Below are 23443 nucleotides of genomic sequence, written 5' to 3' on the forward strand. Positions count from 1 at the left end.
GGTGTAATCAAAAAAAACAATAATCATGAGCATAATCTTAGGCGAAAAAGAATTTTTTAAAGAAATAGGTCAAATAAAATTTGAAGGGCTGCAGTCAGATAACCCGCTTGCTTTCCGTTGGTACGACGAAAATAAAGTAGTTGCCGGCAAACCAATGAAAGACCATCTGCGATTTGCGTGTGCGTACTGGCATTCGTTCTGCGGCAATGGCGCCGACCCGTTTGGCGAACCTACCCACCTGTTCCCCTGGGGCGTAAAAAGCGATGCAGTTGAACGCGCGAAAGATAAAATGGATGCCGCGTTTGAGTTTATCACCAAAATGGGCATGAACTACTACTGTTTTCATGATGTTGACGTGGTTGACTACGGCAACGATGTAAACGAAAACGACCGACGCCTGCAGGCCATGGTTGATTATGCCAAACAGAAACAAGCCGCCAGTGGTGTAAAGTTGCTTTGGGGCACTTCAAACCTGTTCAGTAACCGCAGGTATATGAATGGCGCCGCCACCAATCCCGATTTCCATGTACTGAGCCACGCTGCTGCACAGGTAAAAGCTGCACTTGACGCTACCATAGCACTCGGCGGCGAAAATTATGTGTTCTGGGGTGGGCGTGAAGGCTATATGACCTTATTGAACACCGACATGAAACGCGAGCAGGAACACCTCGCTAAATTTTTACATACGGCAAAAGATTATGCCCGCAAACAAGGCTTTAAAGGCACATTCTTTATCGAGCCAAAACCATGTGAGCCAACCAAGCACCAGTATGACTATGACGCAGCAACCGTTTTTGGTTTTTTACAGAAATACGATTTGCTGAACGATTTTAAACTGAACCTTGAAGTTAACCACGCTACATTGGCCGGTCATACTTTCCAGCATGAATTGCAGGTAGCTGCCGATTCAGGTTTGCTTGGCTCGATTGATGCCAACCGCGGCGACAGCCAGAACGGCTGGGATACCGACCAGTTCCCGAACGACATCAACGAGGTTACTGAAATAATGATGATTATACTTGAAGCAGGTGGTTTCCAGGGTGGCGGCATAAACTTCGACGCAAAAATACGCCGTAACTCAACCGACCCGGCTGACTTATTTTATGCCCACGTTGGTGGCATGGATGTTTTTGCCAGGGCATTAATTACTGCCGATAATATTCTCCAAAAATCAGATTATCTTAAACTGAGAAAAGATCGTTATGCATCTTTTGATACTGGCAAAGGCAAAGAATTTGAAGAAGGAAAGTTATCATTGGAAGACTTACGCGCCTATGCTGTTGAAAACGGCGACCCTAAAACAACAAGCGGCAAACAAGAATATATCGAAAATTTGATAAATCGATATATATAGTTTATAATTGTCAAACCAACATTAAAAACCAAATACAATAACTAATGAACCTGAAAACCCTTTCTTATGGCGATTATGCTGTATTCCTTGTCTATTTTGTAATAGTATCCCTCTACGGCTTTTGGGTATACAAGCGTAAAAACAAAAGTGATGGTACCTCTAAAGGTTATTTTTTGGCCGAAGGTTCTTTAACCTGGTGGGCAATAGGCGCCTCGTTAATTGCTTCTAATATCTCGGCCGAACAAATGGTGGGGATGAGTGGTTCAGGTTTTAAGATGGGGCTGGCCATTAGTACTTACGAGTGGATGGCCGCTGCTACATTGGTTATCGTGGCTGTATTCTTTATACCGGTTTACCTTAAAAATAAAATAGCCACCATGCCGCAGTTTCTACACCAGCGGTATAACGGTACAGTGGCCATGATCATGGCTATATTCTGGTTAATGCTGTATATCGTTGTTAACCTTATGTCGATAATTTATTTGGGCGGGGTGGCAATAGCAGGCATTTCAGGATTAGATTTGAAACTGGTTATTACTTTACTAGCCGTTTTTTCAATCATTATCACCCTGGGCGGCATGAAGGTTATCGGCTATACCGACGTTATACAAGTGTTTTTCCTTGTATTAGGGGGGCTGGCAGCTACTTATATAGCGCTTCACCTGATAAGCGAAAAATCCGGCACAACCGGCCTTTGGAATGGGTTTAAATTGCTGCGTGCAGATGCCGCCGACCACTTCCAGATGATATTCCATAAGAACAATGCAAATTACCTCGATTTGCCGGGCCTTTCGGTACTTATAGGTGGTATGTGGATTACTAACTTAAATTACTGGGGTTGTAACCAATATATTACCCAGCGGGCGCTTGGTGCCGACTTGAAAACAGCCCGGGCAGGTATTCTTTTTGCAGCTTTCCTAAAGTTGTTGATGCCTGTGATTGTGGTACTGCCGGGTATAGCAGCTTATGTGCTTTATCAGAAAGGGATGTTTCACCAGGAAATGTTAAGTTCAAAAGGTGTTTTAGATGTTAACAAAGCTTATCCATCGATACTTAATTTATTGCCGAACTACATGAAAGGGCTCTCATTTGCGGCGCTAACGGCGGCTATTGTGGCGTCTTTAGCCGGCAAAGCCAATAGTATCGCTACTATATTTACGTTGGACATCTATAAAAAGGCAATAAATAAAAATGCCTCGGAGAAAAACATGGTTAACGTAGGTAAAATAGCTGTAGTAGTGTCAATGGTATTAGGCGTTTTGCTATCGTTTGTAATTGGAGACATGTTGATGGGCGAAGGAAAACAAGGCTTCCAGTATATACAGGAATACACAGGCTTTGTTTCGCCGGGTATATTTGCCATGTTTATTTTAGGTTTCTTCTGGAAAAAAGCAACTTCAAACGCGGCATTATTTGCAACCATAGGCGGCTTAGCGTTCGCTATAGTGTTTAAGTTCCTGCCTTACTGGACTAATCTTTCCTTCTTGCAGCCATTTGGCTTTTCAAAACTGAATGGCGACGGCGTTTACGAAATTCCTTTTATGGATAGGATGGGCTTCGTTTTTGTGATATGTATGGTAGGTATGTATATTATATCAATGATTGAAAATGCGAAGGGCCTGCGGACAAACGGCCTGGAAGTAGACGTGAATATGTTCAAAACAAACAGGAGCTTCGCAATCGGCGCAATAGTTGTTGCTGTTATCCTTACATTTTTGTACACATTTTTCTGGTAGAAGGCAAACAACTTTATAAAAATAGCGATGAGTATGGTGCTCATCGCTATTTTTTTGAACTATCAGTTTTTATAACCTCAGAGGCACGGAGAAGGCAAGGATAGCGCGTGTTTTGTGAATTACCAAAGCGGGCTCCCATAAACTTCGGTAGCCAGGTCGTTTTCTATTATAAATGCTTGCCTGTGGGAACACGGTCAACGGGGAGTGAAAACTAATTTAAAACTATTAACTTGTAACCCGGTAAACAGCTGGGAATACCTTACCAGGTAACACAAAAAAAGCAACCAATTAAACCAATAATATGAGCAAGTTTACGCAGATTGATTATTTAATTTTTATCTTCTACTTTATTGTGGTGTCGGGATATGGCATCTACATTTATCGCAAAAAAAAGAAAGCAGTTTCTGCTACCCATGATTTCTTTTTAGCCGAAGGCTCCCTAACCTGGTGGGCAATCGGCGCTTCGCTCATAGCCTCAAATATTTCCGCCGAACAATTTATAGGCATGAGCGGTCAGGGCTATAGTATAGGTATCGCCGTAGCTGCATACGAATGGATTGCAGCGATTGCTTTGATTATTGTTGCCGTATGGTTTATCCCGGTGTATCTTAAAAATAAGATATTTACCATGCCGCAGTTTTTGAAAACAAGGTATAATGAAACGGTGGCGCTCATAATGGCCATCTTTTGGTTGTTCCTATACGTGTTTGTTAACCTGACCTCAATTTTGTATTTGGGAGCTTTAGCTATTAACAACCTGCTGGGTGGTAGTGTTGACCAATTTCACCTCATCATTATCCTGCTTTCACTGTTCGCAGTATTTATCACCCTTGGCGGTATGAAAGTTATCGGTTTTACAGATGTTATACAGGTAAGCGTGCTTATTATTGGTGGTTTGGCCACCACCTATATTGCACTAACAGTGGTGAGTAAAGCTTTTGGCTTTGGCGAAGATGCGTTAGCGGGCTTCAATCAGCTAATCAAAAGCGCACCCGACCATTTCCACATGATATTTACCAAACCTACAGCTGCAACGGGGCAACACGAGGTTGATAATTATTTAACCATTCCAGGCCTGCTCTCGTACGTTGCCGGTATCTGGATCATCAATCTTAACTATTGGGGCTGTAATCAATACATCACCCAACGTGCACTCGGCGCCGATTTACAAACAGCGCGTAAGGGAATATTATTCGCTGGATTTTTAAAACTGTTGATGCCACTAATCGTGATGCTTCCGGGCATTGCAGCATATGTATTGCATCAAAAAGGCCTGGTTCAGGCGGAAATGCTTGTAGGCAGCAAAAATGGCCTGCCAGTATCTGACAATGCTTATTCGGCTATATTAGGCTATCTGCCAAACGGCTTGATTGGTTTGTCGCTTGCCGCATTAACTGCGGCAATAGTAGCATCGCTGGCAGGTAAAGCCAATAGTATTTCGACCATTTTTACTTTAGATGTATATAAAAAGTATATCAAAAAAGATGCGGGAGAAAAAAACATGGTTATCATTGGCCGTATAACTATCCTTGTTGCCCTTATCATCTCTATAATTTTTACCTGGAGCGATACATTGGGTATTGGCGGAGCAGGCGGTTTTACCTTTATCCAAAAGTATACCGGTTTTATTAGTCCGGGTGTATTTGCCATGTTTATTTTAGGTATGTTTTGGAAGCGTACTACCGGTGCGGCTGCTGTGGTTGGTGTTATCACAGGCTTTGCGCTGTCGATTTTATTTAATGAATTGGCTCCAGCCTGGTTCGGTCACGAAACATTTTTATACACCGCCTACAAAAACGCGGCCGGTGTTTACGAAATTCCGTTCCACATTTGTATGGGGCTGGCATTTATGTTTACGATGATAGTAATGATTTTAATCAGCCTCGGCGGACCGAAAGTTAATCCTAAATCTTTTGTGCTTGATAAATCGATGTTTAAAGTATCGCCGGGCGTGTTAGCAATGATTGTAATTACATTGCTTGTTATATCATTGCTCTACGTGAGATTCTGGTAAAAATTTAATGTTTTGAAAAAAGCGATGGGCGTAATGCTCATCGCTTTATTTTTGCCGTTTTTTAATTCCAGGTGGTTAAATAGCCCGCTGTTCCACCCGTTTCAATAACACTCCTACAATCACCATCCACACCACAAGCCCTGCAATAAATACCCTGAAGCCCGTTAAATCCACAAAAATGAACCCTGCGATAAACCCGGCGAGAACCAGAATGCAAGTGAACAAACCAAAATAGCCAACCCACTTTGGAAAATCGCCGTTTTTAATAATAACCACCGACCATAATGAAATGGCAATACATATCCCGCCAATAAAAATATAGTCGAACGCGTGGTTAAGTGCACTGTTATAGGTTAACAGCAACGTTAATGAATTGGTCATTTCGGGCGTGGTCTCCTGGTAATGCTTTATAAAAAGTGGCAGCGCCAGGCCGTTAACTGCCGCCGCTAATAAAACGGCAAATAACCCGACACACATTGTAATAAAAGCCCCCATCGACCAGGGGCTATCCGCAGATAACTTTTTAGTCAATCCCCAAAAGCCAAACAAGGTCAATGGGATAGAAAGAATGGCAAGAGCGTGCGTAACAATAATCATAGTTGAAATGTGCCTGAGATGTTCAAGACTTCCCCCTGTTGGGTGCATTACCATCGTAATGGTCATTATTGCTGCGCCGGTAATAAGCGCCGTGCCGCTGTAGTAATAGGTTTGATTTTTCATGTGCTTTTTTGTTTTTTGTTGGCCATGAAGGTAGGCCGGTGCAAACAAAAAGGCACTTGACCACGGTCAAGAAAACAAACTTTTCCGTTTCATGCGGCTAAAGGTTTCGGGCGCCATGCCGAGGTATGAAGCAAGGTGTATTTGCGAAAAACGAAGTACCCAATCGGGCTTAAGCTCAATTAGTTTTTCGTAGCGCAGTTGCGGTGTGTTGATATGCGATGTGAACGCTGTGGATTTTGTCCAGTTTTCCATTGCCCTGCCAAGCGCAAAAAAGGATGGGTCGCGCTGGATTAAGTTATGCAATTGGTGGATGTTAAGTATCGCTACCAGTGAATCTTCGAGGGCCTCAATTACATTTGTCGACGGTTTTTGACCTATAAAACTTTCATTATCGGCCGCAAAGTCCATTTCGGTAAAAAAATTCAAGGTTAAATCTTTCTCGTCAGTAAGGTGATATAAGCGCAGGCTGCCAGTTACAACAATCGCTATAAAAACGCAAACCTGCCCGGAGACCAAAAGGGTTTCGTTTTTCTTTAGCGCCCTTATTTTTGTTGAATTGATAATCAATTCGCTATGCCCGGCCGAAAATGGATGAATACGTCGCAATGCTTCGGCGATGACTGTCCGGGTATTCGATTCGGTTTGTATCATTATAATTGAGCTGACGGTTGCTGCTAAAGTAAATTTTATTTTACGAAAATTGGATAAATAGCTAACCCAAAAGGAAGATAATCCTATTTTTATCGCAAAAAATACATCACTACTATGTTCAGCAATTTAGAACAAACTTTTCGCTGGTATGGCCCTGCGGATCCGGTTACTTTAGCTACAATTACCCAAACGGGCGCCACCGGCGTAGTTAATGCACTGCACCACATACCAACCGGCGAGGTGTGGAGTTTGGACGAGATAGAAACTCGCAAAAATATTATCCAGGCTTCGGGGCTCACATGGTCCGTTGTGGAGAGTGTGAACATTCATGAAAGCATAAGAACAGGGGCGAAGGAACGCGATGCTTATATTAAAAAGTACATTGAAACCCTTACAAACCTGTACAAAGCAAATATAAAAACCGTTTGCTACAATTTTATGCCTGTGCTTGACTGGACCCGCACCGATATTGATTACCGTTTGCCAAATGGTGCGTCGGCCCTGCGTTTTTTCGCCCCGGCACTCGCCGCTTTCGATTTGTATATTTTGGAACGGCCGGGAGCTTTCGATGAATTTAATTTCGACCAGCAAAATGAAGCTAAACTATATTTAGATAGCCTTGATGGCGACGCCAAAAAAACTTTGACTAAAAATGTAATGGCCGGTTTGCCCGGGACTCATGATGTTTTAACGATAGACCAATTCAGGGAGCACCTTGAACGGTATAAGGATATTGATGCCGCTGCACTGAAGCAAAACCTGGCCTATTTTTTACGGGCAATAATACCCGAAGCCGAAAAATTGGGAATTAAAATGTGTATACATCCTGACGATCCGCCGTTCCCGATATTCGGACTGCCAAGGATAATATCAACCGAACAAGATTTGGAATTTGTGGTGAATGCGGCACCGTCAACCAGCAACGGGTTAACATTTTGCACTGGCTCGTTAGGGGCAAGGGAAGATAATGATTTGCCGGGAATTGTAAACAGGCTGGGTCAACACTTTCATTTTTTGCACCTGCGCAATGTGCAGCGCGAAGCTGGTGGCAGCTTTCATGAAGCCAACCACCTGGGTGGTAGCAGCGATATGTACGCCGTGATGAAAAATATAATACTCGAACAAAAGCGTCGTGCCGACACAGGCAGGGACGACGTAGCCATCCCCATGCGCCCCGACCACGGACATAAATTACTGGACGATTTCAGGTATAATACCTTCCCAGGCTACTCTGCAATTGGTAGGTTAAAGGGATTGGCAGAATTGAGGGGATTGGAAATGGGGATAAAAAGAAGCCTTTAAGAATGAATTAATGTAGAGACGCGATGCTTCGCGTCTCCCGCTGATAGGTTGCCCCGCAACTTGCCGCTTTTATAACGATTGGCTGTGGGGACACAGCCAACGGGACGATTATTTAGGGCTGGAGCAGCTGCCCGGCATCAAACGAACTCCCCACAGGTATTAAAACTTTCCCAATATGCATCTGATGTCTTTCAATCTTGTCGACTTTTGTTTTATTAACAATATACGAGCGGTGCACCCTCACAAAAGTATCAGCCGGTAATAACGAAACTACCTCGGTAACGGTAAGCCGCGACATTATCCGGCGGCCATCAAGCATAATAAAACTCATATAGTTACCTGCTCCTTCCAGGTATAGCAAATCGGCAAAAGCTATTTTAATCTGTTCGTAGCCGGCTTTAATGAAAATGCTATCGGCCGGCGTTGCCTTTTGTTTCAGAGATAATTGTTCATTTGCCTTGTGGCAGGCCTTTAAAAAGCGGGTAAATGCAAAAGGTTTCAGCAAGTAGTCGATGGCGTTTAGATCATAGCTGGCAACAGCATGTTCGGCATAAGCGGTGGTGAAAATTACCAGCGGCTTTTGTTGCAGGCTCTCCATCAGCTCAATTCCCGATATGTCGGGCATTTTGATATCCAAAAACATCAAATCAACATGTTCCCTCGCTAAAAAATCAATGGCCTCAAAAGCATCCGTAAAATATGCCACTACCTGCATAAACGGCACCTTTGCCGCCAGCGACTTTATCACTTCGAGCGCCAGTGGCTCATCATCAATTGCTATGGCTTTTATCATTAAAGATATTTTTCTAATTCAGTATAAAGTGCGGTGCCGTCACTTGGGCGTTTGGTGTCGGCCTGAACCAGTTTACCTGTTTTATCGAAAATAAAATAAGAGGGATAAAGGCGTTCGTGCCCAGCCGACAGCAATTCATCCCAAAATTTCCCGATATCCGCCCTGCTTTTGCGCAAATGGATGCCTGTTACACCATTTAAACGGATGAACTTTTTCCAGTCGGCATCCTTGTCATCCTCGTCCATATCTAAATAAACAAACACAACGTCCTTGTCCTTAAAGTGTTGCTTTAATTCCGGTCCGTAGAGCAGTTTCTTTTTACAGGGGCCACACCACGTTCCCCAAAGATCTAAATATATTACTTTTCCTTTAAAGGCATTAACCACTTCATAAATAGAGTTTACCTTCTCATAGCCATCAAACACGTTGATATTTTTCAGGCTTTCATTTTGCTTATTAAATAATTCAATCTTCCTCACTTTTGCCCTCAGCACGTTTATATAAATACTTTTTGGGAAATTGGTTTCAAATTCCGTCATCAGGGGTTTTATTTGGCTGATGTCGTTTTCGCGACATTCGCGCCAAATGGTTTGGGCCAGGTATTGTTCGGCAACTTTTTTTTTAAAGTATTGTTTAAATAAAAACCAATGCACGTAGCTGTTGCCATAACGCTTACCCAACGCCATTGCACTATCCAGGCTGATGTGATAAACGCTTAAAAAAGGTGCTTTGCTGCGTTCATCAGCAGGGCCATATTCGGCAAATATTTTCCCGTTTATATAATTGATATAGCCATCAGCGAAATAAGAATAAAATAGGCCTGGGCTTGAAACTGCTGGGTCGGTGCCTATACTCCCATAGTTGGTAGAAATAAACTTGTTGACCAGTTTTTTATCGGCATAAATAACGCCGTAGGCAAAATAGTTTAACTGTACAAGGGCCTGGTAATTAATTTCGGACACGATGAGCTTTTTATCACCAGCAGTCAGCTTCGACGCTATTACATTCGCTATCTTCTCATCCCGCTGGCTAAACCACGGTTTCACCAGTTTTTCCTGCAATTCATCAAAATGCATTTTTGCATAAGGGTTTTGCTGGTTGTCATATTTTAAAAAGAATGGGATTTCATTCAGATTTGCGTTGTTAAAAACCCTGTTCTCGTTAGCTGCAGTACCTGTAATTGTGAGCACTTTACCTGTGGTATCAAGCACCAGCGACAACGATTTGCCGGGTCTCAATAATAGCGTTTCGCTTAAGTTTTTATAAGAGAAATTAACAAACTTTTGCGATTTTACCGGCACCGTGAAGTTGAACACGCCCGAACTTTCCACCGGTATTTTGACGTTGTTTTCGGTGTAATTGCCATAAACAAAGGGGATATTCAGCACAACGGAATCAGTGCCTCTATAGTTTTTTATGCGGCCGCTTAATTTAAACTGGGCAAAGCCGTTCAGGGCCGCTATTGATATAAGCGACAAACTCAATGCTATTTTTTTCATAATGTTAAGCGTTGTTTTTAGGTTGATGTTGTGAAGAAAGTGCAATTGATAAGTGAACAAAAAACTCCTGTGCATTTTGCCGGATAACAAGTTCGTGTTTATTAGGATAAAGCAAAGCAAGCCGCTGCTTTACATTTTCCAGTCCGGTTCCGGAATGGTAGCGTTCGGGGTCGTTTTCTTTTTGAGGATGGATGCTGTTATAAACGTCAAGGTGTAAAACCTCATCTTTTTTGTACAGGGTTACTTTTATCCACGATTTTTCTTTTAAGCTGATACCGTGCTTGTAAGCGTTTTCAATAAACGGGATGAGCAACATGGGCGCTATCTCGTAGTAGCCGATGATGTCTTCAATTTGCATTTCGATGCTAATATTGGGCGACGAAGCAATACGCAGATTTTGCAGGTCGACATAGTTATGCAGGTAATCAAGTTCACGGCTTAGTGCAATTTTATCCTGGTGATTTTCGTGCAGCATAAAGCGCATCATGTCGCCCAGCTTTTGGATGCCTTCGCCTGTTTTTTCGGCATTCTCGATTAAGGCTGTGCCGTAAAGCGTATTCAGGGCATTAAACAAAAAATGCGGATTGATCTGTGAGCGCAGAAACTGCAACCCTGCATTTGAAGTACCTAGCTCAGTTTTTAAGGTAGTAAGTTCGGCTGAACGCTCCTTTTTTATTTTATAAAGGTACAAGCTCAGCGGAACAAGTATGGCAACTTGTAAAAACCAGATGAAGAGAAACAGGATTAGGAAATCTAGTCTGCCATATGATGCTTTTCCCGAGTAAAAGCCATTAAAAGGGATGTTTATGCCCAATGTAATTACCGTCAAAAGCAACCAAAATACACCTTTTTCAGACTGGTAATACCGTGGAATTAAAACATACAAACACACAAGATAGGTTATAAAAGCACAAGGAGCTATAAGCGCTATAAATAACCCAACACCCCAATATGGCTGTAATAATATAATCCCAAATAGGGTAACACCCCATATTAAAACAAACCATATCACATTTGTTATAAGTGAATTGTTTTTCCACGAATTTTTTGCCTCATCCCGTTTTAATAACCATACTGTCAGTTGTTTAAAAATCTCATACAAAAGCATCAGTCCGCTCATACCTGTGGCTACTCCAAACTCACGGAATAATGATTCCGGTAAAATATAGTCATCATACGGCCTGTCCAAACAATCGCTCAAAACAAACAGCAGCCACATTACAAGTATGCCGGCTATAATTGATAAAATTGCTTTTTGCCATTTTTGCTGTGTTATAAATTTATCCGGAAGTGAGCAGGAAATCCAGATGAAGGCGGCATAAATAGCAAGATATTTTATCAGGATTGGAAAAAAATAATTGATAAAGAAGTTGAAGGTTAGTCCTTTAGCTTTAAATAACTCCCTTCCATAAGCCGAGTCGGAATAACGCCCGGCTAAATATCCGTTAACAGAGCCCAGTAAACTATAAACGGCTAACAGCAGTATAATGGTTGCAATGGCAATTTCTATGTTTTTGAGTTTCATGATACAAGCTTACCATGATTAACCCTCATCCGAAATAAAATGTGACTAAGGCTGGAAAATATGTGACGAATTTATGAATTTTAAGAAGTCCGTAGTCCGCAGCTCATGGCTGTTAAGGTTCCTGGGGAATACTGACTCCTGGTTGTTGGTACATAATTCTCTTCATCCATGCTCCATTAATTATCAGCCATGAATTAGAATTGAAAAAGTCTAAACTTCCGTCGGCATTGATTGCGCACCTGATAAATAAACGGACAAGTACAGGCTGCCGGTTTACAGTGGCAGGCGAAAACTGTTTATCTTCTTCGCCAAACATGTTTACATCAAAGTTAAAGGTTTGATCATACCTATAGGTGGCCGATTGCACCCGTACTTTATAATCGGCCAGCCTGCCGTGGGGGCTTATCAGCAGTTCTATAACAGCATGAAAATTATCTATACCATACTCGTCGATTTTAAAAGGCAGGTGGAAAATGTTAATATAGGGGATTAAGCCATAATACATCCCGCCAATTTTCAAAGGGCGGGTAACCCTGTCGCCCGGTTTTATTTCAGCATCAAAGCCAAACTGAATGTCGGTATTGCTATCTAAAGGGGCTTCATAAATGTATTCGGTTTTATCAAAGTCAAACTTTTGGTTTAGCTTACCTTGTTCGTTATAAAAATTCCATACGCCGACCTTTACGCCTCTGTCATACCTACCTTCGGCTATCAGCGTTTTGCGCCTGAAATACGCTTTGTACGGGCCGACGCGGATGTTTTCATCCGGTTTAAGGGTTTTGTATCTTTCAAGCACCAGGTTCGTAAGCCAGTTTTTGTGGTTGGCGGTATCCTGCCCAAAACATACGTACATATAAAATGTCCCTAAAAATAAAAGCAGGCGAAATTTCACAAATAATTGGTTTCTACTAATATAAAGCTTGTACGGGCTATTTCAAAAATATATCGGGGAACTTTATCCGGTAGGCCAGCGTTCTCATATACCACCGAAAGCACTACTAAAGTGGTTGGCAAGGCGGACAAAGACAATAGGGCGGGTATAGTAGATAGTCTATCGGTAACCGTAGCTACCATGAACTATGAACCATTAACTATGAGCACTTAATAAAAGTCCAAACTCCCATCATTATTAATAGAACACCTAATAAATATTCTGGACAACACAGGTTGCCTGTTTACCGATGCCGGTGTGAATTGTTTATCCTCTTCGCCAAAAAGGCCAACGTCAAAGTTAAAGGTCTGATCGTACTTATAGGCTTTTGAAAGTAATCGAACCTTATGATCGGCCAGCCTGCCTCCGGGGCTTATCAGCAACTCAACAATGGCATCAAAATAATCCATATTAATTCCTTCGGTTTCAAAAGGCAGCCGGAAAACGTTAATGTAGGGGATTAAGCCATAATACATCCCACCAATTTTCAAAGGACGGGTAACCCTGTCGCTGGCTTTTATTTCGGCATCAAAAGCAAAGTGGATATCGGTATCTGTATCCAGGGGGGCTTCGTAAATATATTCGGTTTTGTCAAAGTCGTATTTCTCACTTAGTTTGCCTTCATCATCATAAAAAGTCCACATGCCAACCTTCACGCCTTTATCATACCTGCCTTCGGCAATCAAAGTCCTGCGTTTGTAGTAAGCTTTATAAGGGCCGACGCGGGTGTTTTCGTCAGGCTTAAGCGTTTTGTACCTTTCTAAAACTGTATTGGTAAGCCAGTTTCTATGGTTAACGGTATCCTGCCCAAGGCAATTTGTTATATAAAACAGGCCAAAAAACAGGGATAGGCAAATTTTCACAAGCTTTATATTGGTTTTCGACTAATATAAAGCTTGTACGGGCAAATTCAAAAAATAAAATAGGACGGTTATCAACCACCTCTGCGACCGCCACCTCCGCCGCCAAAGCCTCCACCTCTGCGGCCACCGCCACGCCCGCCTTTTGGCGGCGCAGAGCCAGCAAATTTTTGCAGCCTTAAGGTAAATGTCAGCATAAAATAACGGCCCAACCTGTTGGTGCGGGTATCTATAATTTGGTTGCCGCTTACGGTACGGGTAACGCCGGTATTTTGATTAAATAAGTCAAATGCCTGGAAACGAAGCGACGCAATATTTTTCTTTAAAAACTGGCATTCAATGTACGAGCTTAGCAGGGTAGGGTTGGCTTTAACCGTGCTGCTGAAACCTTCATTTATGGTTTGTACCAGGTTGTATCCCAAAATCCAGTTGTAAAAAAAGTAGCTGCGGCCATCAAGTCCAATTGTCCATGTCTTGGCATTGGTATTTATTGATGATGGCAGGCTGTATTTGGTAGTGTTAATACTGTAATTTCCGCTCACTTCGGTGTCCATTACGCTATCAATATCAACCCGCAGTTTTGCGCCCTGGTTTAAAACCCAATTTTTGCCAAGGTTGCGTTGGTCTTCAATGTACGATACGTTGTTATTGTATGATGCCCCGCCATTCAGTGTTAGTGTAAACTTGCGGTTATCAAACGGCTTCGAAAAGGCATAATTGCCATTCATGGAGTAATAGCCATTAGTATTTAAATAATGGGTTTGCTGCCGGGTGCTTGTTGCCAGTGAGCCGGTAGAACCGCCCGCTGCATTGGTTGTAGTTACCGGTGCGGTATTGGCTACAATCTGGTCCTCAATAGTATTAAACGATAGGTTGGTAAATAGCGAATTGCCACTGGCGATATCAAATTGATTATAGCGAAGGTTGATGCTGTTGCTGAACGATGGCTTTAAATCAGGATTACCATAAACCACATTTTGCGGGTTTGAATAATCGGGTTGTACTTGCAGCTGGGCAAAACTTGGCTGGCTGGCATTGCCGCTGTAGTTGATGGTTAGTGAATGGTTCTTCTGAAAATTATATACCAACCGGGCAGTGGGTACCAAATTAAAAGTATTAGTAGTTGTCTGGAAATTGTGCGATTCGCCGGTAAGGGTATTAGGTTGTGCCGAAAGGCCGATGGTGTAATTATATTTGGCCTTCACGCCCCTGAAATTAAGGCCAATGCGGTTTGAAACAAACTGGTAGTTATAAAGCGTGCTCAATGAATCGACATAAGTTTGCGTACCTGTTAAAGGGTCAATGCGGTAATTGAAACGGTTATTGTCGGTATTTGTCCGGCTATAATTGTAACTAGCTTCCAGGTAGGTTGATTTGCCAACCGGCTCGATGTATGAGAAATGAACGTTAAACCTGTTCGAACTGCTGTTTGTATTTATTTGCTGATAAAGCGGGTTCACAATACTGTCCTGTACGGTGGTGTATTTATCATTAAAATCCTGGTCGCGTTTGGAATAACTGTAGCTACCACTAATGCTTAAGTTACGCCCTTTTTTCGAAAATTTGTGGTTATAAAGTACAGTAGCCCCGCCGTTTGGCGCCATCGAATTGGTTAATGAAAATTCATTGCCTGTAGTAGTAGCCCCATTGCGCATGTTGCTGAATATATCTGTATTGTTATCGTGCGATGAGCCGTAGGAAAAATTGGGGTTTATTTTTAAATAGTTTGCAGTATCTATTTTATACTCCATGTTAAAATCAAACCGGTGGTTTATACTGTGGTTTTCGTCTACAGTATTGTCATTATTTATCAGCGAGCCGGATTGAAAAACATCCTGTTGCAATGATGTACTTGTTGATTTGGTATCCTTATCTGCAAAGCTGTAGCTGCCGTAAATGGTGATTTTTTTGCCCCAGGCATCGCGGTAGTTTAACCCTAACGATTTGTTGTCGGTTATACCATTCGCAGTGCTCACACCGCCATCACTGCTGCCACCGCCTCCACCGCGGCTCCGGCCCGAACGCCCGCCGCTTCCACCCGCCTGGGCCAGGTTAAAAGCATTAGTATTGTTATTATTAACCGTACCCAGTAGCGAAACCTGTTGATCGTTATTAAATGCGTTGGCCGATAACTTGGCCTGGTAGCGGTCGTCGTTACCGGCGCCAATGGTACCCTGCCCAAACTGGCCTTTCTTTTTTCCTTTTTGTATGGTGATGTTTAGAATTTTATCGGGGTCGCCGGTTTTTATGCCGGTAAGGTTGGCCTGGTCGCCATAGTCATCAATTACTTGTATGCTTTCCACAATATCGGCAGGCAGGTTTTGCGTCGCTGTTTGTACATCTCCGGTAAAGTAGTCTTTTCCGTCAACCCTTACTTTCGACACCTGCTTTCCATGTGCAGTAACATTGCCATTGGCGTCAACACTTACGCCCGGCAACTTTTTTAACAAATCCTCAACCGGCGAACCCTCGCGCACTTTATAGGCGCTTGCCTTATATTCAATAGTGTCTTCTTTTATGGTGATTGGAATAACCCCGTTTATGGTTACCGTCTTTAGCATATTGGTTTGAGCCCTTAGCTTAATAGGGTCGAGTTTGATGGGCTTGGTGCCATCTTCCATCACATAGCGGCGGGTAAAGGTTTCGTATCCAATGCCGTTAACTGTTATTTTAAAGCTTTTTGAGGTAACAATTGGGAAGTCAAAAATGCCTTTTAAATTGGTGGTAACCGTAACACTATCGGTTGCCGACGAAATTTTAACATTAACTGCAGGTACTACACCTGTGCTGTCAACAACGGTACCAAATACCTCGCGCGACGGTGGCTTAGATGTTTGCTGCGCAAGGGCTGCAGTAAAGAACAGCCACAAAAAAAGAAACGAAAGCAGGGGGATTTTCATGTTCATTTCAAATCAAACGCATCATTAATAGCTAACGACTGTGAATATATATCTAAGGTTTAATTATTTATTCCCTGTCATAATAATGTTGCACTAGAGGCTGATTGTCATGTAATTGTTGCGATTATTTGTGGGATTACACTGATTTTAAGTGATTGAACCGATTTGAATTATAAATGGCCTTACAAACTTTCTTCTTTCCGGACTTTTTCGAGTTCCGACTTTTCCACTACAACCTTTATTCACCTAACCTCGTAATAATGCCCATGAGAGGTTTTATACTGATCTTGCCATTTCTACTTGTATCGAAGCTATTTGCAACCCAAACGGTTGTGCATAGTCAATCTCCTATTGGTAATATCCGGACAACTTACGCCGAAATCGACAGGTTAAACAACGCTGCTTACAACGTCTATCTTAATTCACCCGACTCTGCCCGTAAACTAGCAGAAAATGCGCTGTTGCTATCGCAAAAATATGGGTATACTATTGGCAAGGGGCGAAGTTTTTATAATATCGGCCTCGTTTATTGGTCGCAATCATATTATACCATCAGCTTATTCTACTTAAATTCAGCTATAACTAATTTGCCGGCGAACAAGTCGCTTTACCTGTCGGATGCTTACAATGCCCTTGGGCGCACTTATGCCGATTTGGGTAACTACAGCCAGGCGTTGATTAACCTGGACAAATCATTAGGGTACGCAGGCAATGATATTGGACGTCTTGCAGAAGTTTTTAGCGAGAAGTCATATGTTTATTGTGCACTTAAAAACTATCATAAAGCCATTGCCGATGCCGAATACGCCTTAACGCTGAACAAAAGAATAAACGAAACCGGCAATATTGCTGTTTTGTATGCGCGTTTAGGTGGGATTTATAAAAGCATGAAAGATTATCGTAATGCGCTGTACCATGACGATATTGCATTTAAAATGAGCATGCAAACGGTAAACAAACGTTTAAGGGCCAAAACTTTAATTGAATATGCTGCTATTAATGATGAAGTCGGGAAATACGACAACGCTATTAGCTACGCCAAAAAAGGTATCAGTCTTGCTGATAGTATTGGGCTAATTGATGCGCAAGCCGAAGGTTACAAGTTAATTGCAAATAGCTTTGAGAAAAAAAATGATTTAAAGCAAGCCCTCGGTTATCAAAAAGTGTATGCACAAATACGCGACAGCGTCACTAAATCATCAAAATTAAAAACCATCCAGCTTATACAAAATTATCACACCTTAAATGCAAAGCTCAACGATATTAAGCTGATGGAAATTACTGACGCCGAAAATAAGGCGAAGATTAAAGCGCAAACAAAGCTGATTCTAATTCTTTCAATCTCGCTGGTCATTTTAATATCGGTACTTTTTATCACGTGGTATTTGTACAAGCAAAAGAAAATGCTAAGCCAAAAGCTCGAAAACCAACATAAAGCATTATTAGAGCAAAAGCAGGTGATTGAGGTTCAAACTTCCAACTTACAGTCGGTAAACGGGTTAAAGGATAAATTGCTGGCAGTTATAGGGCACGATTTGCGCACACCTGTAGCCAACATGAGTAATATTATAGAAATGTTTAACGACGGCTATCTTACCGCAAATGAGGTGACTGATCTGATGCACGAAATTGGCCCCATAATAAAAGGTGCCGAGCTTACCCTGTCGAATTTAACGGAGTGGGCCGGTAGCCATATAAAGGGTAAAACAGTTAATTCAACTAATGTAGATATATTTTTACTCGGCGTTGAAATGGAACAAACCTTTGTGCATCACCTGCAGCAAAAAGGCATCGGGTTTATTAATGGTGCTTTTGCAGGGCAATCCGTTCAGGCCGACGAAAATCATATAAAAGTAGTTTTACGCAACCTGGTTAGCAACGCAATTAAGTTTACCGACAGCAATGGCAGCGTTACCCTTGCCACAAAGGTCGACTACAATTCGTTAATAGTTAGTGTATCGGATACAGGTAAAGGCATGAACAGGGATGAGATAGAAAAGCTGTTTTCTATAAACACCCATTTCTCGCATTCCGGTACGTCCGGCGAGAGTGGAACGGGTATTGGCTTACTGTTATGTAAGGAATTGGTCGAGTTAAACGGGGGTAAGTTATTGGTAACATCAACAGTTGGTAAAGGAAGCTGTTTTTACTTCAGCCTGCCGCTGGTAGGAGCATATGCATAATTGTGGATAAATAATTTCAGTCATTCTGACAATTATTTTCTTGTCGCGAGAATTTCTTAAATCTGCCCCTGCTGCCCCCAAAGCCACATTTATAGACATTATTATTACAAAAGATACAGCTTTTGCGCGCCTTTACTCAGCACGGTTGTGTTTTAATTGGCTGTGGTAATGAAATAATACCTACTTTACGGTGTTATTACTGTATAAATAAACTTGAATAAACCCTCTCTCCATTAAATAATGGCATTTTTAAACACCGTGCTTGAACCGCCCGCGTATGGGTGGAAGGACAGTCTTGGCGACTTAGCAAAACCAACCCAGAGCCAAATTATCAAAGAATTTTTCTCGAGGCTTAATGTTTTTAAAAACAAAAAAAACTGGCTTTCATTTTTAAGCTGGATGCTTATTGTGATTCTTGCACCTTTTCTTTTCCTGTTTTTATTTAAATATTTTTCAATAACAGGCCTTATAGTTGCTTTTGTTTACAGCATGATAATTATGGGGACCCATGGCACCATTTGGCACCACCGGTATTGTACCCATGGCGCTTATGAATTTAAAAATAATTTCTGGCGGTTTTTTACCCAGAACCTCACACTGAAGATAATCCCGGAAGAAATTTATGCAGTGTCGCACCATGTGCACCACGCATTATCTGATCAGCCAGGCGATCCTTATAACGCCCAAGGCGGTTTCCTTTACTGCTTCCTGGCCGATGTAAACCATCAGCCCATAAATCGAAGTATGAGCGAAAAAGACTACGCAAAATGTGTTAATTTAATGAAACATACTGGCGTAACCTGTAATTCTTACACGCAGTATAAAAAATGGGGTACATTGGCGCCGCCGGTTCGTACTATTATTGGTATAATATTAAACTGGAGTTTTTGGTTTGCCGCCTTTTACCTGATTGGCGGTATGGGTTTGGCATGTGCCGTTTTCGGCGCAGCAGGCTTTTGGGCAGTAGGCGTACGTACTTTTAATTACGAAGGACACGGTAAAGGGCAGGACAAACGCCGCGATGGGGTTGACTATAACCGCGAGGATATGTCGATCAACCAGTTATGGCCAGGTTATGTTGCAGGTGAGTGGCATAACAATCATCATCTGTACCCTAAAAGCGCACGTTCTGGCTTTAAACCTTACCAGCTTGATTTGGCATGGTGTTATATTAAATTTATGAGTATGATAGGTGCTGTTAGCTGGTACCGTGACTCGAAAAAAGATTTTTACCTTGAATACTGCAAAGCACCCGCAGCAGTTGATAAAGACCTTGTTAAAATTAAAAAGCCTGAATTGGTGACCGAGTAACAGGTAAGCAAAATATATCTAAATAAAACAGTAAAGCCCCGGATATCGGGGTTTTGTTGTTTAACGGAGGCCTGCGACCTGCGCTGACGGTGGCCGCCCCTTTGGGGCTGGGTGTTTTGTTTACTTATTTGCCAGGTTAGTGTTCCAGTGCTTTAAAAAACATAGTTTCTTAAATTGAAGAACAATCTCCAAAGCCCCAGAAGGCGCGCAATTCACCAGCACAGTTCGCAGGCTTGTGTTGCGTAATACAGTTAACTGTAACAATATTATTTGATCTTGTAAAAAATACACTATTGTTAAAAAAGTATTATACCATTTGCAAATGGTTTTTTAACTTAGTAAACCAATTTTCTCATCGTTAAACCCTAAATTAAAATGAAGCAAAAGATATTTTCTTTACTCCTGGTGCTGGCTTTGCTGGTTGCTATCGAACCGTTTGCCCGTGCCCAAAGCGGATTCATCGGTATTTTTGATGAGCAGGGCGATGTTGGGGTGGTAAAACATAAAGGTACTGGTAGCTTTAATCCCAAAACACAGGAATATAATCTTTCGGGCTCCGGCACCAATATTTGGGCCAAAGCTGACGGCTTCCATTTTGTATGGAAAAAAATGAAAGGCGATTTTATCCTGCGCACCAATGCTGCCTTTATTGGTAAAGGCGTTGAGGATCATCGCAAAATTGGCTTTATGGTACGCACCTCGCTCGATTCAACCTCGAAGCAAATAAATGCAGTTGTGCATGGCGACGGGCTCACCTCGCTGCAGTTCCGCAAAACAGATGGCGGCATTACAGAGGAGAAAAAATCAACAGTTACCCACGCGGATGTTATCCAGTTAGAAAGGCATGGTAATAAATACATTATGTCGGTTGCCCGCAAAGGCGATTTGTTTACGGAAGATGAGGTAAGCGATGTTGATTTGGGCGATGATGTGTATGTGGGTATATTTATATGCTCGCACAATGCTAATGTTACCGAAAAGGCTGTGTTTAATAATACAAGGATTGTTATACCTGCACCGGCCACCCTGGTGCCTTACAAGCAATATTTAGGCAGCAACATTGAAATACTCGATCTGGCTACACAAAATAGCACGATCGTTTACCAGTCGCCAAAATCGTTACAAGCTCCAAACTGGATGCTTGATGGTAAAAACCTGCTTTACAACAGCGACGGATTACTGTACAAGTTTGATTTAAAAACAAATACCCCCACAGTATTTAATACAGGCTCTGCAAAAAATAACAATAACGACCACGTGCTATCGTTCGATGGCAAGTGGCTAACCATTAGCAGTGCCGACCAAACCGGCAATTCAATTGGCTGGATTGTGCCAACCACCGGTGGTGAACCGAAAAGAATGACTGAAATCGGCCCGTCGTACATGCATGGCTGGTCGCCGGATGGTAAATACCTGGTATTTTGCGGGGCGCGTAATAAAGAATATGACGTTTACCGCATTCCTGTTGCCGGCGGGCCCGAAGAAAAGCTAACCAATACTCCCGGTCTTGACGATGGTCCTGAATACTCGCCCGATGGCAAGTACATCTATTTCAACTCTGTTCGAAGCGGGCTTATGCAGGTTTGGCGTATGAAAGCTGATGGCAGCGAACAAACCCAGTTAACCAATGACGACTACAATAACTGGTTTCCGCATATTTCGCCGGACGGCAAATGGATTGAGTATATCACCTTCCTGAAAAGCGAAGTAGCGCCAGGCGACCATCCTTTTTATAAACACGTTTACTTAAGGGTGATGCCCGTTGAAGGTGGCCCGTCAAAAGTTATTGCCTATCTTTATGGCGGGCAGGGTACCATCAACACCCCATCCTGGTCGCCTGACAGCAAACACCTGGCTTTTGTAAGTAACACCAATTTATTGTTTCCAGTATTTCCAACCGCAACTAACTAAACTCTAATAATGATGGATTCATCACGCAGAACATTTATAAAAAACAGCGCGCTGGTTGTTGCCGGTGCCGCCTTACTGCCCAATTCCTTACTGGCCGGGGAGAAAAAATTAACCAGGTTAGGCATACAGCTTTATAGCGTACGCGATGCCATGGGTAAAGACCCGATGGGCACCCTTAAAAAACTTGCAGCAGGTGATATAAAGCACGTAGAGCATGCCAACTACATCAGTCGTAAATTTTACGGCTATACCGCTAAAGAATTTAAGAAGATATTGACTGACCTTTCCATGCAGATGCCGAGCGGACACACAGTGATGACTGCCAAGGATTGGGACAGCAGCAAAAACGACTTTACTGATAAATGGAAATATACCATTGAAGATGCTGCAGAAGTTGGACAGCGTTATGTGATAAGCCCATGGCTTGATGAAAGCCTGCGGACAGACATGGATGGGTTGAAAAAATTTATGGAGCAGTTTAACAAATGCGGCGAACTATGTAAGGCGCATGGAATGAAATTTGGCTACCACAACCACGACTTTGAGTTCAGCACCAAGGTGGGCGACAGTAACTTGTTCGACTTTATACTAAAAAACACCGACCCCGAGCTGGTTGCGCAGCAATTGGACACAGGCAATATGGCAGGCGTTCCCGGTGGTGAACCGCTGGCACTTTTAGATAAATACCCGGGCCGTTTTGAGCTGATGCACGTGAAGGACGAAATTAAGGTTGCTGAGAAAGGCGAAATGGGCCATGGTTATGAAAGCACCATAATAGGGGAGGGAATAATGCCTATGAAAGAGATACTAAAAACGGCCCGCAAAAAAGGCGGTACTTCGCAATTTATCATCGAGCAGGAGTCGTACCAGGGCAAAGACCCGGTTGAATGTATAATAACAGATGTACATGTAATGACTAAATGGGGTTATTAGCCATTTTGAAATTGAGATACGCCCCGGAGCCCCGGGCGTATCTAAGTAATAAATGTTTTACTGTCTGGTGCTATGTAGACGCAAAATGCTGCATATCTATATCTTAGCTATAAGATTATAATAAATGCAACGTTCTTATTTAACCAATACTTAAAAACCGGTTAAATAAAAACCAAAGTTATTTTGCATTTTATATTATTAAATGTTAATTATACATGATTTTTTGCCCCACCCAAATTTAGCTTAAATGAACAGGCGTACTGTAATAAAAAATCTTGCCCTTGTAATTAGCGGCGCGGTGCTTTTGCCATCGTGCGTTGGTAAAGATGGTTCGTCGTATGTTCAGCTGAAACACGTAAATATTGATGAGGATGGACAGCGGCTGATAGCCGATGTGGCCGAAACCATTATTCCAAAAACAACCACACCCGGCGCAAAAGATTTAAACCTGCCTGCGTTTGTTTTATTAATGATTGACGACTGCTACGACAAAAAAGGCCAGGAGGTATTTGTCGCCGGAATGAAAGCGTTCACTGCAAAAATTAAGAAAGAGCACGGAAAGGAATTTGGCGATTTAGACACGAAAACCCGCGAAACTATTTTGATGGCCATTGAAAAGCCACCGGTAACAAAAAACAAACCTCAAAAAAATACACCGCCCGACCCAATCACCAATTTTTATTGGGGCGTTAAAGGGCAAACAGTGTTTGGCTATACAAACTCCCAATATTTTATGACTAAAGAAATTGTGTATGAGTTGGTTCCCGGTCGGTATGTAGTCCATTACCCGATTAGCAAACTAAAACTGAAGACAGCATAA

General features: G+C 42.3%; 17 protein-coding genes. 9 read left to right on the top strand and 8 right to left on the bottom strand.

Annotated features, from left to right (window positions below):
* The first annotated feature begins 25 nt into the window (after positions 1–25).
* The 3 genes from xylA (at position 26) to NAF19_RS21905 (ending at position 5104) form a co-directional block, all read left to right on the top strand.
* Entirely contained in the window at positions 26–1354 is a 1329-nt protein-coding gene (gene xylA, locus NAF19_RS21895; RefSeq protein ID WP_252792478.1) for a xylose isomerase, read from the top strand.
* Positions 1355–1404: 50 nt separating this feature from the next.
* Positions 1405–3090, top strand: a complete 1686-nt coding sequence (locus NAF19_RS21900; protein ID WP_370362911.1) for a sodium:solute symporter family transporter — start codon at positions 1405–1407, stop codon at positions 3088–3090.
* A gap of 301 nt (positions 3091–3391) precedes the next feature.
* The gene (locus tag NAF19_RS21905) at positions 3392–5104 is read left to right on the top strand and encodes a sodium:solute symporter family transporter (protein WP_252792480.1); all 1713 of its coding nucleotides are present in this window, start codon (positions 3392–3394) and stop codon (positions 5102–5104) included.
* A gap of 75 nt (positions 5105–5179) precedes the next feature.
* Here NAF19_RS21905 and NAF19_RS21910 read toward each other — a convergent pair whose 3' ends face one another.
* On the bottom strand, positions 5180–5824 hold the full coding sequence (locus NAF19_RS21910) for a hypothetical protein (protein ID WP_252792481.1): 645 nt from the start codon (positions 5822–5824) through the stop codon (positions 5180–5182).
* A gap of 66 nt (positions 5825–5890) precedes the next feature.
* Entirely contained in the window at positions 5891–6475 is a 585-nt protein-coding gene (locus NAF19_RS21915; protein ID WP_252792482.1) for a Crp/Fnr family transcriptional regulator, read from the bottom strand.
* Between the two features lie 114 nt (positions 6476–6589).
* Between NAF19_RS21915 and uxuA the strand changes: the two genes are divergently transcribed.
* Entirely contained in the window at positions 6590–7777 is a 1188-nt protein-coding gene (uxuA, locus tag NAF19_RS21920; protein WP_252792483.1) for a mannonate dehydratase, read from the top strand.
* Positions 7778–7889: 112 nt separating this feature from the next.
* On the opposite strand, the gene NAF19_RS21925 is transcribed toward uxuA, so the two are convergent.
* The 6 genes from NAF19_RS21925 to NAF19_RS21950 form a co-directional block, all read right to left on the bottom strand.
* On the bottom strand, positions 7890–8570 hold the full coding sequence (locus tag NAF19_RS21925) for a LytR/AlgR family response regulator transcription factor (protein ID WP_252792484.1): 681 nt from the start codon (positions 8568–8570) through the stop codon (positions 7890–7892).
* Complete coding sequence (locus NAF19_RS21930; RefSeq protein ID WP_252792485.1) at positions 8570–10069, bottom strand: TlpA family protein disulfide reductase; 1500 nt, start codon at positions 10067–10069, stop codon at positions 8570–8572. Before NAF19_RS21930 ends, NAF19_RS21925 begins: the two co-directional genes overlap by 1 nt.
* Positions 10070–10073: 4 nt before the next feature.
* Positions 10074–11594 carry a sensor histidine kinase gene (locus NAF19_RS21935; protein ID WP_252792486.1) on the bottom strand — a complete coding sequence of 507 codons (1521 nt, stop codon included), beginning with the start codon at positions 11592–11594 and terminating at the stop codon, positions 10074–10076.
* 112 nt (positions 11595–11706) lie between these two features.
* Complete coding sequence (locus NAF19_RS21940) at positions 11707–12447, bottom strand: toxin-antitoxin system YwqK family antitoxin (protein ID WP_252792487.1); 741 nt, start codon at positions 12445–12447, stop codon at positions 11707–11709.
* Between the two features lie 248 nt (positions 12448–12695).
* Positions 12696–13388, bottom strand: a complete 693-nt coding sequence (locus tag NAF19_RS21945; RefSeq protein ID WP_252792488.1) for a toxin-antitoxin system YwqK family antitoxin — start codon at positions 13386–13388, stop codon at positions 12696–12698.
* A 71-nt stretch (positions 13389–13459) separates the two neighbouring features.
* Positions 13460–16285, bottom strand: coding sequence for a TonB-dependent receptor (locus NAF19_RS21950; protein ID WP_252792489.1), 2826 nt, complete (start codon positions 16283–16285; stop codon positions 13460–13462).
* A 266-nt stretch (positions 16286–16551) separates the two neighbouring features.
* Between NAF19_RS21950 and NAF19_RS21955 the strand changes: the two genes are divergently transcribed.
* The 5 genes from NAF19_RS21955 to NAF19_RS21975 all read left to right on the top strand — a co-directional run bounded on the left by NAF19_RS21955 (position 16552) and on the right by NAF19_RS21975 (position 23443).
* Positions 16552–18468, top strand: a complete 1917-nt coding sequence (locus tag NAF19_RS21955; protein WP_252792490.1) for a tetratricopeptide repeat-containing sensor histidine kinase — start codon at positions 16552–16554, stop codon at positions 18466–18468.
* A gap of 240 nt (positions 18469–18708) precedes the next feature.
* Positions 18709–19779 carry a fatty acid desaturase gene (locus NAF19_RS21960; protein ID WP_252792491.1) on the top strand — a complete coding sequence of 357 codons (1071 nt, stop codon included), beginning with the start codon at positions 18709–18711 and terminating at the stop codon, positions 19777–19779.
* A gap of 375 nt (positions 19780–20154) precedes the next feature.
* Positions 20155–21690, top strand: coding sequence for a TolB family protein (locus NAF19_RS21965; protein ID WP_252792492.1), 1536 nt, complete (start codon positions 20155–20157; stop codon positions 21688–21690).
* A 9-nt stretch (positions 21691–21699) separates the two neighbouring features.
* Complete coding sequence (locus NAF19_RS21970; RefSeq protein ID WP_252792493.1) at positions 21700–22623, top strand: sugar phosphate isomerase/epimerase family protein; 924 nt, start codon at positions 21700–21702, stop codon at positions 22621–22623.
* A gap of 247 nt (positions 22624–22870) precedes the next feature.
* Complete coding sequence (locus NAF19_RS21975; RefSeq protein ID WP_252792494.1) at positions 22871–23443, top strand: gluconate 2-dehydrogenase subunit 3 family protein; 573 nt, start codon at positions 22871–22873, stop codon at positions 23441–23443.

This window comes from Mucilaginibacter flavidus (genome assembly GCF_024055575.1).
GTDB classification, from domain to species: Bacteria; Bacteroidota; Bacteroidia; order Sphingobacteriales; family Sphingobacteriaceae; genus Mucilaginibacter; species Mucilaginibacter flavidus.